This is a genomic window from Rhizobium sp. WYCCWR 11152, from assembly GCF_013087615.1.
Classification (GTDB): Bacteria; Pseudomonadota; Alphaproteobacteria; order Rhizobiales; family Rhizobiaceae; genus Rhizobium; species Rhizobium indicum.
On sequence record NZ_JABFCP010000027.1, the window covers coordinates 215284 to 232568 of the forward strand.

The 17285-nt window shown below is 62.7% G+C and carries 9 protein-coding genes; all 9 read left to right on the forward strand.

Annotation, left to right across the window (positions count from 1 at the left end; all coding sequences use genetic code 11):
- The first annotated feature begins 106 nt into the window (after window positions 1-106).
- The 9 genes from G9X67_RS33320 (at window position 107) to glgB (ending at window position 17281) form a co-directional block, all read left to right on the forward strand.
- Window positions 107-1975: an adenylate/guanylate cyclase domain-containing protein gene (locus G9X67_RS33320; RefSeq protein WP_171600656.1), complete on the forward strand. Its 1869-nt coding sequence runs from the start codon at window positions 107-109 to the stop codon at window positions 1973-1975.
- A gap of 198 nt (window positions 1976-2173) precedes the next feature.
- Window positions 2174-2851, forward strand: coding sequence for a response regulator transcription factor (locus tag G9X67_RS33325; protein ID WP_003542898.1), 678 nt, complete (start codon window positions 2174-2176; stop codon window positions 2849-2851).
- Window positions 2848-4230, forward strand: a complete 1383-nt coding sequence (locus tag G9X67_RS33330) for a sensor histidine kinase (protein WP_171600657.1) — start codon at window positions 2848-2850, stop codon at window positions 4228-4230. The genes G9X67_RS33325 and G9X67_RS33330 overlap by 4 nt, the downstream gene beginning before the upstream one ends.
- Window positions 4231-4333: 103 nt before the next feature.
- A complete protein-coding gene (locus tag G9X67_RS33335; protein WP_171600658.1) occupies window positions 4334-7660 on the forward strand; it encodes a transglutaminase family protein in 3327 nt (1108 codons plus the stop codon).
- Between the two features lie 40 nt (window positions 7661-7700).
- A complete protein-coding gene (locus G9X67_RS33340) occupies window positions 7701-10118 on the forward strand; it encodes a circularly permuted type 2 ATP-grasp protein (protein WP_171600659.1) in 2418 nt (805 codons plus the stop codon).
- A 5-nt stretch (window positions 10119-10123) separates the two neighbouring features.
- Window positions 10124-11002, forward strand: a complete 879-nt coding sequence (locus G9X67_RS33345; protein WP_171600660.1) for a transglutaminase family protein — start codon at window positions 10124-10126, stop codon at window positions 11000-11002.
- A gap of 115 nt (window positions 11003-11117) precedes the next feature.
- Entirely contained in the window at window positions 11118-12338 is a 1221-nt protein-coding gene (locus tag G9X67_RS33350) for a pilus assembly protein (protein ID WP_171600661.1), read from the forward strand.
- A 276-nt stretch (window positions 12339-12614) separates the two neighbouring features.
- Window positions 12615-15077: a glycogen/starch/alpha-glucan phosphorylase gene (locus G9X67_RS33355; RefSeq protein ID WP_003542904.1), complete on the forward strand. Its 2463-nt coding sequence runs from the start codon at window positions 12615-12617 to the stop codon at window positions 15075-15077.
- Window positions 15074-17281, forward strand: coding sequence for a 1,4-alpha-glucan branching protein GlgB (glgB, locus tag G9X67_RS33360; RefSeq protein WP_171600662.1), 2208 nt, complete (start codon window positions 15074-15076; stop codon window positions 17279-17281). The genes G9X67_RS33355 and glgB overlap by 4 nt, the downstream gene beginning before the upstream one ends.
- The last annotated feature ends 4 nt before the right edge of the window (window positions 17282-17285 follow it).

Here is a 17285-nt window from a genome sequence, read left to right on the forward strand (position 1 = left end):
CGTTAAAAACGTCGAGACCGCCCGAATTATTATTCGGGGGACGACTCTACGCGACAAAAACTCTATAAAAAGCTAGACTAAACTAGGAAGATCCATGGGAGGGGTCATGGAACGACGACTGAGCGCTATTCTTGCTGCAGACGTCGTCGGCTACAGCCGACTGATGGGCATCGATGAATCCGGCACGTTGCAGGCGCTGAACCGCCATCGCTGCGAGCTGGTCGACATTCGTATTTCGGATTACAAGGGCCGGATCGTCAAACTCACCGGCGACGGCATCCTTGCCGAATTCCAGAGCGTGGTGAATGCGGTCGCCTGCGCCGCCGAAATCCAGCGCAGCATGGCGGCCCGTAACGAGAACGTGCCCAAGGACGAGCGCGTCGAATTCCGTATCGGCATCAATCTCGGCGATGTCGTGGTCGAGAACGGTGACATATTCGGAGACGGGGTCAATCTCGCCGCCAGGCTCGAGCGCATCGCAGCGCCGGGCGGCATCGCCGTGTCGGCCTCGGTACGCGACCAGGTCGGTTCGCGCCTCAATCTCGGCTTCGAATTCATCGGCGAACATATGCTGAAGAACATCAGGCAGCCCGTTCAGGTCTATACCGTCAGCTTGGCGCCGCCTTCCTCCGCCAGATTGGTGGCGCAGAACCGCAATACCTGCTTCATCGCCGTGCTGCCCTTCACCAATATGAGCGGCGATGCCGACCAGGATTATTTCTCCGACGGCATCACCGAAGACATCATCACCGATCTCTCCAAGATCTCCAGCCTGCACGTCGTGCCGCGCAACACCATTTTCACCTACAAGGGCATATCGGTAAAGGTGAAGCGGCTCGCTCAGGAGCTTGGCGTGCGCTACGTGCTCGAGGGAAGTGTGCGCATCGTCGGCAATCGCGTGCGCATTTCCGGCCAGTTGATCGACACCGCCAATGGCGACCATCTCTGGGCCGAGCGTTACGACCGTGACATGACCGACATCTTCGCCATCCAGGACGAGATCACCCATGCGATCGTCGGCCAGTTGAAGGTGCGCCTGCTGCCGGAAGAGAAGAAGGCGATCGCGACTGAGCCGACCGCCAATGTCGAGGCCTATACCTATTATCTCAGGGGCCGCCAGCTCTCCCACACCTGGACCAAATCCTATCTGCAGCTCGCAAGGCGCATGTTCTGCAAGGCGGTGGAGCTCGATCCGGATTATGCCCGCGCCTATGCCGGCATCGCCGATTGCGACGCGGCGATCCGTGACTGGGCGCCTGACGACGTGCCGCTGAGGCGCATCCTCGAGATGAGCGCCCGCGCCCTGGCGCTCGATCCTGACCTTCCCGAGGCTCATGCCTCGCACGGCCTGGCCCTGCATCAGAGCGGTTATGACGACAGGGCGGCGGCAGCCTTCGAACGTGCATTGGCGCTCGACCCGAACCTTTTCGAGGCGAATTTCCACTATGCCCGGTTCTTCTTCATGCACGGCAACTTCGCCGAATCCGTGCAATATTTCACCCGCGCCGCCGCAATCCGCCCTGATGACTACGTCTCGCCGATCCATCTGATGTCCGCTTATCGCTCGCTCGGTCGGGTGCTGGATACGGAAAACTGGGCGCGCCTCGGCCTGCTGCGCGCCGAACGCGCCCTCAACCTCAATCCGGAAAATTCCGGCCCCGCCCACCGCGGCGCGCTGGCGCTTGCCCATATGGGCGACGCGGCAAGGGCACGCGACTGGGCCGACCGCGCGATCGCCATCGATCCCGACGACATCGTCGCGCAGTATAATCTCGCCTGCGTCTACTCCGTCCTCGGCGACGTCGACCAGGCGATCGATCTGCTGGAGAAGCTGCTGCCGAACAGCTCCGTCTACCATATCAAATGGTTCGACAATGATTCCGACCTCGACAACATCCGCGACGATCCCCGCTTCCGGAAGCTGCTCGCCGCCGCAATGATGCAGCGCGAACGGATCGAAAGGACCGGGAGCTGAGGTCGAACCTTTCCAGGCCGTTCACTGGCGCATCGGCCCGAAAATCGGAATCGATTTTCGGAAAGCACGATGCGTAGATTCAAAGTGTTACAGCGTCCTTTGCGCGTCTGAAGGACGCGCGGCGCTGTAAGCTTGAAAATCGCTGTGACATCCCTGCTTCATCTCTGTAATCTCCCTTGAAAAACAGGGGAAACATCCGTGCGCATCCTGCTCACCGAAGACAATATCGCGTTGGCAGACGGCCTGTCGGCGATCTTGCGCGGCACGGGCCATGCCGTCGATGTCGTCCATGACGGGGCGTCTGCCAATGCGGTCATCGCAGCGGAAAATTTCGATCTGGTGATCCTCGACCTCAACCTGCCCGAGATGGACGGTCTCGACGTGCTGCGCGCCATGCGCGCCCGGCAGAACCAGGCGGCCGTCCTCATCCTGACCGCGCGCGGCACACCGGAAGAGCGGGTGAAGGGGCTCGATCTCGGCGCTGACGATTATCTGATCAAGCCCTTCGATATCGCCGAATTCGAGGCCCGCGTGCGCGTGCTGCTGCGCCGCCAGGCCGGGCTGCGCTCGGCGACCGTCGGCTTCGGCGGCATCTCCTTCGATCTCAATTCCCGCACCTTTTCATCAGGCGCAACGCCGCTCGATATTCCCGCCCGCGAGCTCGGCCTGCTCGAAATCCTCTTCATGCGGGCCGGCAAGGTCGTCGCAAAGGAGGCGATCATTCAATCGCTGACGGCCTTCGACGACGACATTTCCGCAAACGCCATCGAGCAATATGTCAGCCGCCTGCGTAAGCGACTGTCGCCGCACGGCCTGACCGTCAAGACCGCCCGCGGCATTGGCTATTATCTCGACAAGCTGCCCGAGGCCTCATGAAAGCCGCCTATTCCCTCAGGCGCCGGCTGCTCTTCTGGTTGCTCGTCTCCACCGCCGTCATCGGCACGCTGGCCCTTGCCGATACCTATCGCGAGGCGGTCCAGACCTCCAATATCGTCTCCGACCGCGTGCTCGCCGGTTCCGCGCTGGCGATCGCCGAGCGCGTCGTCGTCGCCGAGGACGGCACGCTGCAGGTCGATATCCCCTATGTCGCACTTGAGATGCTGACCTCGGCCGCGCAGGATCGCGTCTTCTACCGCGTCGACGGTCCGCCGGGCCAATTCATCACCGGCTACCAGTCGCTGCCGGTCCTCAAGAAGACGCCGGGCGATGCCGCCGCCTTCGCCGACGATAGCTTCCGCGGCGAGCCGATCCGCATCGCCACACTTGAGCGCTCGGCCTCGACGGGCATCCGCTCCGTGCCCTTCGTGGTGACGGTCGCCGAAACCACCATCGCCCGCCGGCAGTTGGCGCAGGCGATCCTCGTCCGATCCGCACTCCGTCTCGCCTTCATGATCGCGGGCGCAGCCGTTATCGTCTGGATCTCGGTCACGGTGGCTCTGCGCCCGCTCTACAAGCTCGGCGACGCCATCGGTGAACGCAGCCCCGATGACCTGCATCCGATCAAGCAGACCGTGCCGAGCGAGGTCGAGCCGCTGGTCGATACGGTGAATTCCTTCATGGTCCGCCTGCAGTCGGCGCTCGATGCGCTCCGCCATTTCACCGGCAATGCCAGCCATCAGCTGCGCACCCCGCTGGCGATCATCCGCACCCAGCTCGCCCTTTCCGCCCGTGCCGGCTCGCTTGACGAGGCGCAGGCGGCAGCACTGAAGGGCGACCAGGCGGTAGCGCACGCCGAGCGCATCCTTGCCCAGCTTCTCCTGATGGCCAAGATCGACGCTGCCACTGCCAAGGAGGCGCTGACCGCTTCCGCCATCGATCTCGCCGCCATCGCCCAGGAAATCACCGGCGAGCAGATCCCGACGGCCGCCGTCGCCGGCATCGATCTCGGCTTCGAGGGCGAGAGCCCGGCGATGGTCCGCGCCGAGCCGCTGCTGATCGGCGAAATGCTGCGCAACCTTGCCGGCAATGCCATCGCCTATGCCGGCAAGGGAGCTGAGGTCACCGTCCGTATCATTGCCGCGTCAGAGACGATCCGCCTCGAAGTCGAGGACAACGGTCCCGGCATTCCGCCCGAGAAGCTGGAGGCGGTGCGCCGGCGCTTTTCGCGCGGCAATGAGTCCGGTGCGCCCGGCGCCGGCCTCGGTCTGCCGATCGTCGAAGAAATCGCCAATCTTTTCAATGCCGCGCTGACGTTGGAGTCGGGCACCGACGGCAAGGGCCTGAAGGCGGCAGTCACCTTTGCCAAGGCAGCGTAAAAGCCGTCGACCTTTCCGCCTTGCTTTCTTTCGCTGCATTGCACACACTGATTTTCGGGAACAGCAAGCCGCACGACGATGCGAGCCGGATAAAAAGAGAAATATGTCGATCAAAGCCAGCATCTATCATCTGACGCATTATACCTATGACAAGCCGGTCCGCCTCGGCCCACAGATCATCCGGCTGAAACCTGCCTCGCATTCGAAGACACGGGTGCTCAGCCACTCGCTGAAGGTCACGCCCTCCAACCATTTCGTCAACCTGCAGCAGGATCCATACGGCAACTACCTTGCCCGCTACGTCTTTCCGGACCCGGTGACCGAGTTCAAGATCGAGGTCGATCTCGTCGCCGACATGACGGTCTACAATCCCTTCGACTTCTTCGTCGAGGAAGAGGCAACCAAGTGGCCCTTCGGATACCCTGAAACGATCCAGGAAGATCTGTCGATCTACATGACGCCGGAGCCGGCCGGTCCGCGCCTCAAGGCGCTGCTGCCGACGCTCGACTGGTCGCCCGACCAGCCGACGGTCGATATGATCGTCGGCCTGAATGCCCGCCTGCAGCGGCAGATCGGCTATGTCATCCGCATGGAAACCGGCGTGCAGACGCCGGAGGAGACACTGGAAAGCGCCAAAGGTTCCTGCCGCGACACCAGCTGGCTGCTCGTCCAGATCCTTCGCCACCTCGGCCTCGCCGCCCGCTTCGTCTCCGGCTACCTCATCCAGCTGACGCCGGACCTGAAGGCGCTTGACGGTCCCTCCGGCACCGAAGTCGATTTCACCGACCTGCATGCCTGGGCTGAGGTCTATCTGCCCGGCGCCGGCTGGGTCGGCCTGGATCCGACTTCTGGCCTGCTGACCGGCGAAAGCCACATCCCGCTTGCCGCCACGCCGCATTATCGCAACGCCGCTCCGATTTCCGGCGGTTATTTCGGCGAGGCCGAAACCGAATTCGCCTTCGACATGAAGGTCTCGCGCGTCGCCGAGCACCCGCGCATCACCAAACCCTTTTCCGATGAAAGCTGGGAGGAGCTCAACGAACTCGGCGAGAAGGTCGATCGTATCCTCGAAGCCGAGGACGTACATCTGACGATGGGTGGCGAACCGACCTTCGTTTCGATCGACGATTTCCAGTCCGAGGAGTGGAACACCGCCGCCGTCGGCCCGACCAAGCGCGAAAAGGCCGACGTCCTGATCCGCAAGCTGCAAGAACGCTTCGCGCCCGGCGGTTTCCTGCATTACGGCCAGGGCAAATGGTATCCGGGCGAAAGTCTGCCGCGCTGGACCTTCTCGCTCTACTGGCGCCGCGACGGCAAGCCGGTCTGGCAGAACCTCGATCTGGTCGCCGCCGAAGGCAAGGATACCGGCGTCACCGCCGAGGATGCCGAAAAGCTCCTGACGGCGATCGCTAAGGAACTGGCGATCAAGCCTGACATGGTGCAGCCGGCCTATGAAGATCCGGCCGACTGGATCATCAAGGAAGGCAACCTTCCCGAAAATGTCGATCCGGCGAATTCGAAGCTGAAAGATCCTGAGGAACGCAACCGCATCGCCCGCGTCTTCGCCCGCGGCCTCACGACCGCGACCGGTTACATCCTTCCGGTCCAGGCATGGAATGCCAAGGCGGCGGAAAGCCGAGTCTGGGTCAGCGAGAAATGGCGCACCCGCCGCGGCAAGATCTTCCTCGTCCCGGGCGACAGTCCGATCGGTTACCGCCTGCCGCTCGGCACGCTGCCCTATGTTCCCCCGGCGCGTTATCCCTATATCCACCCCGCCGATCCGACGATCCCGCGCGAACCGCTGCCTGATGTCTTCGTACCGGCCGGCCGGGCCATGCCGGAAGCCTCTTTCCATGCCGACGAGAGCAATCGCGGCCGGATCGAACAGACGCTCGGCGAACTCCGCGGCGCCGTGCGCACGGCCATGTCGGTCGAGCCGCGCGACGGCAGGCTCTGCGTCTTCATGCCGCCGGTCGAGCGCATCGAGGATTATCTCGAGCTGATCGCCGCAGCCGAAAACGCCGCCGCCGAGCTCAAGCTTCCCGTCCATATCGAAGGTTACCCGCCGCCGCAGGACGAGCGCATCAACGTCATCCGCGTCGCCCCGGATCCCGGTGTCATCGAGGTCAACATTCATCCGGCCTCGAACTGGAAGGACTGCGTCGACATCACAACGGCGATCTACGAGGAGGCGCGCGCCACCCGGCTCGGTGCCGACAAGTTCATGATCGACGGTCGCCATACCGGCACCGGCGGCGGCAACCATGTCGTCGTAGGCGCGGCCAATCCGAACAACAGCCCCTTCCTGCGCCGTCCCGATCTCTTGAAGAGCGTGATCCTCCACTGGCAGCGCCATCCCTCGCTCTCCTACCTCTTCTCCGGCATGTTCATCGGCCCGACCAGCCAGGCGCCACGCATCGACGAGGCTCGTCACGACAGCCTCTATGAGCTTGAGATCGCCATGGCGCAGATCGCTGCCCCCGGCCGCGGCCAGCAGCCGCTGCCCTGGCTTGTCGACCGCCTGCTCCGCAACCTTTTGACCGATGTCACCGGCAACACCCACCGCGCCGAGATCTGCATCGACAAGCTGTTCTCGCCCGACGGCCCGACCGGACGGCTCGGCCTCATCGAGTTCCGCGGTTTTGAGATGCCGCCGAACGCGCGCATGTCGCTTGCCCAGCAATTGCTGGTGCGCGCGCTGATCGCCCGCTTCTGGGTCAACCCGGTCGATGGCAAATTCGTCCGCTGGGGTACAACCCTGCACGACCGCTTCATGCTGCCGCATTTCGTCTGGGCCGACTTCCTCGACGTGCTTGCCGACCTTCGCCAAAACGGCTTCGACGTCAGCCCGGAATGGTTCAAGGCCCAGCTCGAATTCCGCTTCCCCTTCTGCGGCGAAGTCGAATACGAGGGCTCGAAGCTGGAACTGCGCCAGGCGCTGGAGCCCTGGCACGTCATGGGCGAGGAAGGCGCGCCGGGCGGCACCGCCCGCTACGTCGACAGCTCCGTCGAGCGCCTTCAGGTGCGGCTCGAAACCAGCAATGCCGCGCGTTACACCGTCACCTGCAATGGCCGCACCCTGCCGCTAACGCCGACCGGCACCGCCGGCGTGTCGGTCGCCGGCGTCCGTTACAAGGCGTGGCAACCGTCCTCCGGTCTGCATCCCGTCCTGCCGATCAACACGCCTTTGACTTTCGACATTTATGATACATGGTCGAACCGTTCGATCGGCGGCTGCATCTATCATGTTGCCCATCCGGGTGGCCGGACCTATGACACTTTCCCGGTCAACGGTAACGAGGCGGAAGCAAGACGACTCACCCGCTTCGAGCCGTGGGGGCATACGGCGGGCGGATACATTCCGCGCGTCGAGACGGGTTCGCCGGAATTCCCGCTGACGCTGGATCTGCGGCGGCCCGCCGGAATTTAAGGCCAAAGGTTAGGGCCGGGGGGTTAGGGTTTCAGTTTTGATGGGTAAGAGGCCGGCAGCGGAGCGCAAGGGAGAGGCAGAGGACCGCATCGGCAAGGGTGCGGCCTTCGACTATGCACCGCTTCCTGGCACCGCTGACGAGATGGTCGACAACAAAGGCGCGGTCCGCCCGGTCTGGCAGCGTTTTCTCTCGCATCTGAGCGCAATGCCGGAAAAGGATCTCACTGAGCGTTTTGCCCGCGCCGACCGCTACCTGCGCGATGCCGGCGTCTTCTACCGCGCCTATGGCAGCAAGGGCACCGGCGAACGCGCCTGGCCGATTTCGCATATCCCGGTGCTGATCGACGAGCGCGAATGGAAGACGCTGTCGGCAGGCCTCGTCCAGCGCGCCGACCTGCTGGAGGCGATCGTTGCCGATATCTACGGCGACAACCGGCTGGTGGAGGAAGGGGTCCTGCCGCCGGCGCTGATGGCCGCCAATCCCGAATTCCAGCGCCCGCTCGCCGGCATCCGGCCGGGCTCCGGCCATTATCTGCATTTCTGCGCCTTCGAGATCGGCCGCGGACCTGACGGCAACTGGTGGGTGCTGGCCGACAGGACGCAGGCACCGTCAGGCGCCGGTTTCGCGCTGGAAAGCCGCGTCGCGACGACCCGGGCCTTCTCGGATATCTACGCCGAAACCCCGGTCCACCGCCTCGCCTCCTTCTTTGGCGCTTTCCGTGACGCACTTCAGGGCATGAAACATTCGGGCGACGACCGCATCGCCGTGCTGACACCAGGCCCCGCCAACGAGACCTACTACGAGCACGCCTATATCGCCCGCTATCTCGGTCTCATGCTGCTCGAGGGCGAGGACCTGACCGTCGTCAAGGGCCGCGTCATGGTGCGCACCGTCGCCGGCCTGAAGCCGATCGGCGTGCTCTGGCGCCGTCTCGATTCGGCCTTTGCCGACCCGCTGGAGCTGAACCAGAATTCGCATATCGGCACGCCCGGCCTGGTGGAAGCGCTGCGCGCCGAAAGCGTCACCATCGTCAATGCGCTCGGCACCGGCGTTCTCGAAACCCGGGCGCTTCTGGCCTTCATGCCGACCATCTGCCACCGTCTGCAGGGGGAGGATCTGCAACTGCCCTCGATCGCCACCTGGTGGTGCGGTCAGAAGGAAGAGCGCGAGCACGTCGCAAAGAACATCGAGAAGATGGTGATCGGCCCGGCCTATTCCCGGGCACCCTTCTTCGACGACAACGGCGAGTCCGTACTCGGCTCGTCGCTGCGTGCGGCCGCCAAGGATTCCATCACCGACTGGCTGAGTTCGGACGGCCCGAAACTGGTCGGCCAGGAGGTCGTCACGCTGTCGACGACGCCCGCCTGGGTGGACGGCAAGCTCGTGCCGCGGCCGATGTCACTGCGCGTTTTCGCTGCCCGCACGGCAAACGGCTGGCAGATCATGCCCGGAGGTTTTGCCCGCATCGGCTCCGGCGCCGATGTCGCGGCGATCGCCATGCAGTCGGGCGGAGCGGCCGCCGACGTCTGGATCGTCAGCGACAAGCCGGTCGAGCGCCACACGCTGCTGCCGGCCGAGGGCAGCTTTACCCGCAACATGCCGGGCAGCCTGCCAAGCCGGGCAGCCGACAATTTGTTCTGGCTCGGCCGTTACATCGAACGTGCCGAAGGGGCGCTGCGCATCCTGCGCGCCTGGCATGCGCGTTACGCCGAAGCTGCCGATCCGAGCCAGCCGCTGCTCGCCGATGTCTCCGAGTATCTCACAGCCGTCGATATCGATACCGCCGAGGCCGTGCCGGAAACACTGCTGCGCAACATCGACAGCGCCGTTTATTCGGCGAGCAACATCCGCGACCGTTTCTCGCCGGACGGCTGGCTGGCACTCAACGATCTCGCCAAGACTGCCCGCCGCTTCCACGTCACCGTCGCTGCCGGCGACGACGCCAGCCATGCGATGACGATCCTTCTGCGCAAGCTTGCGGGCTTTGCCGGCCTCGTGCACGAGAACATGTATCGCTTCACCGGCTGGCGCTTCCTCTCGCTCGGCCGCTATATCGAGCGCGGCCTGCACATGACGCGCCTGCTCGGCCACATGTCCGGCCCGGACGCGCCCGACGGCGCGCTCGACATGCTGCTCGAAATCGGCGACAGCGTCATGACCCACCGCCGCCGCTACAACGTCAACACGGCGCGGCTGACCGTCACCGACCTCTTGGCGCTCGACCCGCTGAACCCCCGCTCGGTCCTCTTTCAGGTGAACGAGATCCACCACGAGGTCGAGCAGCTGCCGAATGCCCTGATCAACGGCCAGATGTCGCCCTTCTACCGCGAGGCGATGCGGCTCCATTCCGGCCTGGCAGTGATGACGCCGGAGGGCATGGGGGTCGAGGTCTATCAACGGCTCGAGCGCGAATTGGAGCAGCTTTCCGATCTGCTCGCCCAGACCTATCTCGGGTGACGGCGATGCTCTACGATCTCTCCCTCCGCATGGGTTACATCTACGACGTGCCGGCCTCCGGCGCCCGCCACGTCATCCGCCTGATGCCGCTGTCGCTGACCAATCGACAGCGCCTGGTCGCCGGCTCGATCACCATCTCGCCGACGCCGGACGAGCAGTCGCATTTCGTCGATTTCTTCCATCATCCCACCACCTCCTTCATGCTGCGCGCGCCGCACGAGACGCTCGACATTCGCATGCAGGCCCGCGTGCAGGTGGAAAGCCAGCCGATCGCCGCCGATTTCTCGCCGCTGCTTGCCGACCTGCCGGAGGAGGTCGCCGGCATCTGGTCTCTGGCGCCGGATTCGCCGCACCATTTCCTTGGTGAAAGCCCGCGCCTGACCCAAGCCCGCGAGATCGCCGACTATGCGCGAAACTGCGCGATACCTGATCTGACGGCGATGCAGATCGCCCATGCGCTCTGTACCCGCATCAACAAGGATTTCACCTACGACCCCGACGCGACGACGGTGGACACGGCGCCGCTCGAGGCGTTCACATTGAAGCGCGGCGTCTGCCAGGATTTCACCCACATCATGATCCTCGCGCTTAGAAGCCTCGGCATTCCGGCCGGCTACGTCTCCGGTTTCCTGCGCACCATCCCGCCGCCCGGCAAGGAACGGCTGGAAGGCGCAGACGCCATGCATGCCTGGGTCAGGATCTGGTGCGGTGAGACGAACGGCTGGATCGAGCTCGACCCGACCAACGACATCCCCGCCGGCACGGACCACATCGTCGTCGCCTATGGCCGGGACTATTCCGACGTCGTTCCCGTCATTGGCGTCTTGAAAAGCTATGGCGGCCAACGCGCCGTCCAGGCGGTCGACGTGATCCCGCTGAAATAATCCCAAAACTGGAAAAATCCGACGATTCGTTAAAATTCTATTGACGCCGTAAGGACGGCGGAAAGGAGGAGCGTGCGTAAATCACCTCACAGGGCCTCCTATACAGGTGAACATGATGAGCACCTCCTTTTTGCATCCCTGCCTGCGTCGCATGCTTGGCGACCGTGGCGGCAATTTCGGTATAATGACGGCGATCGTACTGCCCGTCCTTTTTGGTGCCGCCGGCATGGCGATCCAGGTGGGCGATATATTGCTTTCGAAGCAGCAGTTGCAGGAAGCCGCCGATTCGGCCGCGCTGGCAACCGCGACCGCCCTAGCAAACGGCACGATCCAAACCTCGCAGGCCGAGGCCTTCGCGCGGGATTTCGTCGCCGGGCAAATGGCGAATTACATGCAGAGCAGCGTCGATATCAAGAGCACGACAGGCGTCGATGTCCGGACAACGACATCGGGAAAGTCGACATCCTACCAGGTAACTGTTTCACCGAGTTACGATCTCACCGTCAATCCGCTCATGCAAGCGGTCGGCTTCAGCACGCAGCATCTTTCGACGTCGGGCACGACGGTTAGCGGCCATTCGCAAACCCAGGGCTCCATCTCGATGTATCTCGCGCTCGATAAATCAGGGTCGATGGGAGACCCTACCGCCACCGTCACGACGGAATCATACACGTATAACTGCAACCCTCACCTCAACAAAAAGGGCAAGACAATCTACGACACCTGCACCGGCACGCGTACGCGTTATTACACTAAGATAGAAGCGCTGAAGATCGCCGCCGGCAATCTTTTTGGTCAGCTCAATAGCGCGGATCCCAATGCCGAATACGTACGCACAGGCGCGGTATCCTACGATATCAAGGAGTACACGCCTAGCAGTCTTGCTTGGGGAACCGCAGGTGTCTCCAGCTATGTCAACGCGCTTCAAGCGGATGGCGGCACGAACTCCAGTGGCGCAATGAACACGTCCTATTCGTCCCTGACGGCTAAGAACGCTGCAGGGAATGACGCCGAAGACGCCGCCCACCAGCAGAAAACCGGGCAGGTACCGAAGAAGTACATCGTCTTCATGACGGACGGCGACAATAACAATGATAGCAGCGGCGGCCGTTCCTACGATACCGCGACGAAGAAGACATGCGACGACGCGAAATCGAAAGGCATCGAAATCTATACGATCGCCTTTATGGCGCCCGCGGGGGGACAGGCACTGCTGCATTATTGCGCTTCCGATGACGCGCATTATTTCCAGGCGGAAAAGATGGAAGATCTGCTTGCCGCCTTCAAGGCGATCGGAGCGAAGGCTTCCGCACAGCTGACGCGTCTGACGAACTGACGATAGGTCCCGGCGAAAAGCCGAACAAAAAGCCGCTCCGGAACAAACCGGAGCGGCTTTTTGTTATCGCTAGCCCACCCATCAGATCGGGAAAAGCGATTGAAATCAACCCCCTCGGCCCGCTTGAATATGAAGCTTTCGCAAATTTTTTGTTTGTCCAAATCCTTTGTTGCAAGTGCTTAGTAACGATGCATAAACTGTCGGCGGCGCAAGCGACAAATTGATTAAATCAGGCATAACATCCTGAAACCAAATTAAAATTGGCGAGACCTGACGATGAACACTGTTTCCAAGCCGATCATCCCCTCCCCCGCCCCTCGCAGTTCAAGGCCGGAAATTCTCGCTGAAGAAATTATCGAACGTCTGACCTACCGCATCGGCAAGGATGCCAAGGTGGCAAAGCCGCATGACTGGCTGACCGCGACCATCCTGGTGGTGCGCGACCGCATCATCGACAAGTGGATGGCTTCCACCCGCGAGGTTTATGCGACCGGTGCCAAGCGCGTCTATTATCTTTCTCTCGAATTCCTGATCGGCCGCCTGATGCGCGACGCCATCTCGAACCTCGGCCTGATGGAGGAGGTGCGCGATGCGCTCGCCTCGCTCGGCGTCGACGTCAACGTCATCGCCGGCCTGGAGCCGGATGCCGCACTCGGCAACGGCGGCCTCGGCCGACTGGCTGCCTGTTTCATGGAGAGCATGGCGACGGTCGAGGTTCCGGCCTATGGCTACGGCATCCGCTATGTCCACGGCCTCTTCCGCCAGCAGCTGGCCGACGGCTGGCAGGTGGAACTGCCGGAAAACTGGCTCGCCCACGGCAATCCCTGGGAATTCGAGCGCCGCGAAAGCGCCTATGAAATCGGCTTCGGCGGCGCCGTCGAATTCATCACCACCCATGACGACCAGCCGCGCTACGTCTGGAAACCGGCAGAGCGCGTCATCGCCGCCGCCTTCGACACGCCGGCCGTCGGCTGGCGCGGCAAACGTGTCAACACGCTGCGCCTCTGGTCGGCGCAGCCGATCGATCCGATCCTGCTCGATGCCTTCAACGCCGGCGATCACATCGGGGCGCTGCGCGAAAGCAACAAGGCCGAAAGCCTGACCCGGGTTCTCTATCCTGCCGACGCCACCCCGGCCGGCCAGGAGCTGCGCCTGCGCCAGGAATTCTTCTTCTCGTCGGCCTCGCTGCAGGACATCCTGCGCCGCCATCTGCAGCAATATGACGATTTCACCTCGCTGCCGGACAAGGTGGCGATCCAGCTGAACGACACTCACCCCGCCGTCTCGGTCGCCGAACTCGTGCGTCTGCTCTGTGACGTACACGGGATGGATTTCGACCAGGCCTGGGACATCACCCGCCGCACCTTCTCTTACACCAACCACACGCTGCTGCCCGAAGCGCTGGAAAGCTGGGCGGTGCCGCTGTTCGAACGTCTGCTGCCCCGCCACATGCAGATCATCTATGCGATCAATGCCAAGATCCTGATCGACGCCCGCAAGGGCAAGAACTTCTCCGATGGGGAAATCCGCTCGATCTCGCTGATCGATGAAAGCGGCGACCGCCGCGTGCGCATGGGCAACCTCGCTTTCGTCGGCTCGCATTCGATCAACGGCGTCTCGGCCCTGCACACCGACCTGATGAAGGTCACGGTCTTCGCCGATCTGCACAAGCTCTATCCCGACCGCATCAACAACAAGACCAACGGCATCACGCCGCGCCGCTGGCTGCAGCAGTGCAATCCCGGCCTCACCGGCCTGATCCGCGAGGCGATCGGCGACGAATTCCTCGATGATGCCGAGAAGCTGCGTGCGCTCGACGTGCATTCCTCCGATCCGGCTTTCCAGCAGAAATTCGCAGCGATAAAGCGCGCCAACAAGGTGGCACTCTCCAACCTCGTCGCCAGCCGCATGGGCGTGAAGCTCGACCCGTCGGCGATGTTCGACATCCAGATCAAGCGCATCCACGAATACAAGCGCCAGCTGCTGAATATCATCGAGGCCGTCGCGCTCTACGACCAGATCCGCTCGCATCCCGAGCTCGACTGGGTGCCGCGCGTGAAACTCTTCGCCGGCAAGGCGGCGCCGAGTTACTATAATGCCAAGCTCATCATCAAGCTGATCAACGACGTCTCCCGCACGATCAACAACGACCCGTCGGTACGCGGTCTGCTGAAGATCGTCTTCGTCCCGAACTACAATGTCTCTCTCGCCGAAGTCATGGTTCCGGCCGCCGACCTCTCGGAGCAGATCTCGACCGCCGGCATGGAAGCATCCGGCACCGGCAACATGAAGTTCGGCCTCAATGGCGCGCTGACGATTGGCACGCTCGATGGCGCCAATGTCGAGATGCGCGACAATGTCGGCGAGGACAACATCGTCATCTTCGGTCTCAAGGCCGACGAGGTCTCGAAAGTCCGCAGTGATGGCCACAATCCCCGCGCCATCATCGAGGGATCGCGCGAACTCGCCCAGGCGCTTGCCGCCATCGGCTCCGGCGTCTTCTCGCCCGATGACCGCAACCGCTATACGTCGCTGATCGACGGCATCTATTCGCACGACTGGTTCATGGTCGCGGCCGATTTCGACGCCTACGCCCAGGCCCAGCGCGAAGTCGACCAGATCTGGACCAACCAGTCCGCCTGGTACACCAAGACGATCAACAATACGGCGCGGATGGGCTGGTTCTCTTCCGACCGTACGATCAGACAATATGCAGACGAAATCTGGAGAGCCGGATGAAAACGCCGAAAACCGTCCCTGAAGTAAAGCTTTCCTGGGAAATTTCGGCAGATGAAATCACGGCAATCCTTGCCGGCTCGCATTCCAATCCCTTTGCCGTCCTCGGTGTGCACCAGGCCGGCGACGCTTTCGTCGCCCGGTGCTTCATCCCGGGCGCGGAGGAGGTGACCGCCATGACGCTCGACGGCGGCGTCATCGGCGAACTGAAGCAGCTCCATGCCGATGGCTTCTTCGGCGGTCCGGTTTCCCTCACCAAACTCCTGCCGGTGCGTTACCGCGCCCGGCGCGGCGATGCCGAATGGGCGGTCACCGATCCCTACAGCTTCGGTCCGGTGCTCGGACCGATGGACGATTATTTCGCCCGCGAGGGTTCGCACCTGCGCCTGTTCGACAAGATGGGCGCCCACCTCATCAAGCATGACGGCGCCCAGGGCATCCATTTCGCCGTCTGGGCGCCGAACGCACAGCGCGTCTCCGTCGTCGGTGATTTCAACAATTGGGACGGCCGGCGCCACGTGATGCGCTTCCGCTCCGATAGCGGCATCTGGGAAATCTTTGCCCCTGACGTACCGGTCGGCGTTGCCTACAAGTTCGAGATCCGCGGCCAGGACGGCGTATTGCTGCCCCTGAAGGCCGATCCCTTCGCGCGCCGCAGCGAGCTGCGGCCGAAGACCGCCTCCGTCACCGCCGCCGAGCTGGAGCAGGAGTGGGAAGACGAAGCCCATCTGAAGCACTGGCGCGAGACCGACAAGCGCCGCCAGCCGATCTCGATCTACGAGGTGCATGCCGCCTCCTGGCAACGCCGGCAGGACGGCACGATGCTGTCCTGGGACGAACTCGCCTCCAGCCTCATCCCCTATTGCGCCGACATGGGCTTCACCCATATCGAATTCCTGCCGATCACCGAGTACCCCTACGACCCCTCCTGGGGTTACCAGACGACCGGCCTCTATGCGCCGACCGCTCGTTTCGGCGAGCCGGAGGGTTTTGCCCGTTTCGTCAACGGCTGCCACAAGGTCGGCATCGGCGTCATTCTCGACTGGGTGCCGGCGCATTTTCCGACCGACGAACACGGTCTCGGCTGGTTCGACGGCACGGCACTCTACGAGCACGAAGATCCGCGCAAGGGCTTCCACCCGGACTGGAGCACGGCGATCTACAATTTCGGCCGCACCGAGGTCGTTTCCTATCTCGTTAACAACGCGCTCTACTGGGCCGAAAAATTCCACCTCGACGGTCTGCGTGTCGATGCCGTCGCCTCGATGCTCTACCTCGATTATTCGCGCAAGCACGGCGAATGGATCCCGAACGAATATGGCGGCAACGAAAACCTCGAAGCGGTCCGTTTTCTGCAGGATCTCAACATCCGCATCTACGGCAAAAATTCCAACGTCATGACCATCGCCGAGGAATCGACCTCCTGGCCGAAGGTCTCGCAACCCGTCCATGAAGGCGGCCTCGGCTTCGGCTTCAAGTGGAACATGGGCTTCATGCACGACACGCTGAGCTACATGAGCCGCGATCCCATCTATCGCGGGCACCATCACAACGAACTGACCTTCGGCCTGCTCTACGCCTATTCGGAAAATTTCGTCCTGCCTCTCTCGCATGACGAGGTTGTGCACGGGAAAGGCTCGCTGATCGCCAAGATGCCGGGCGACGACTGGCAGAAGTTCGCCAATCTGCGCGCCTACTACGCCTATATGTGGGGCTATCCCGGCAAGAAGCTGCTGTTCATGGGCCAGGAATTCGCCCAGTGGAGCGAGTGGAGCGAAGAGAAGGCACTGGACTGGAACCTGCTTCAATATCGTATGCACGAGGGCATGCGGCGCCTGGTGCGCGACCTCAATTTCACCTATCGCAGCAAGCCGGCGCTGCATGAGCGTGACTGCGAGGGCGAAGGTTTCGAATGGCTGGTCGCCGACGACCACCAGAATTCCGTCTTTGCCTGGCTGCGCAAGGCGCCGGGCCAGAAGCCGGTCGCCGTCATCACCAATTTCACCCCTGTCTATCGCGAGAATTATTCGATCCACCTGCCGTCCGCAGGTCGCTGGCGGGAAATCCTGAACACCGATGCCGACATCTACGGCGGCAGCGGCAAGGGCAATGGCGGGCGCGTGCAGGCCGTCGATGCCGGCGGCGAAATCACCTGCTCGATCACCTTGCCGCCCTTGGCGACAATCATGCTTGAACCTGAAAATTAGTGAC

Bases quoted from the DNA above. Each gene is read 5' to 3' on its own strand.
- G9X67_RS33320 (WP_171600656.1), top strand. From the start codon at position 107: ATGGAACGACGACTGAGCGCTATTCTTGCTGCAGACGTCGTCGGCTAC.
- G9X67_RS33330 (WP_171600657.1), top strand. From the start codon at position 2,848: ATGAAAGCCGCCTATTCCCTCAGGCGCCGGCTGCTCTTCTGGTTGCTC.
- G9X67_RS33335 (WP_171600658.1), top strand. From the start codon at position 4,334: ATGTCGATCAAAGCCAGCATCTATCATCTGACGCATTATACCTATGAC.
- G9X67_RS33340 (WP_171600659.1), top strand. From the start codon at position 7,701: ATGGGTAAGAGGCCGGCAGCGGAGCGCAAGGGAGAGGCAGAGGACCGC.
- G9X67_RS33345 (WP_171600660.1), top strand. From the start codon at position 10,124: ATGCTCTACGATCTCTCCCTCCGCATGGGTTACATCTACGACGTGCCG.
- G9X67_RS33350 (WP_171600661.1), top strand. From the start codon at position 11,118: ATGAGCACCTCCTTTTTGCATCCCTGCCTGCGTCGCATGCTTGGCGAC.
- G9X67_RS33355 (WP_003542904.1), top strand. From the start codon at position 12,615: ATGAACACTGTTTCCAAGCCGATCATCCCCTCCCCCGCCCCTCGCAGT.
- glgB (WP_171600662.1), top strand. From the start codon at position 15,074: ATGAAAACGCCGAAAACCGTCCCTGAAGTAAAGCTTTCCTGGGAAATT.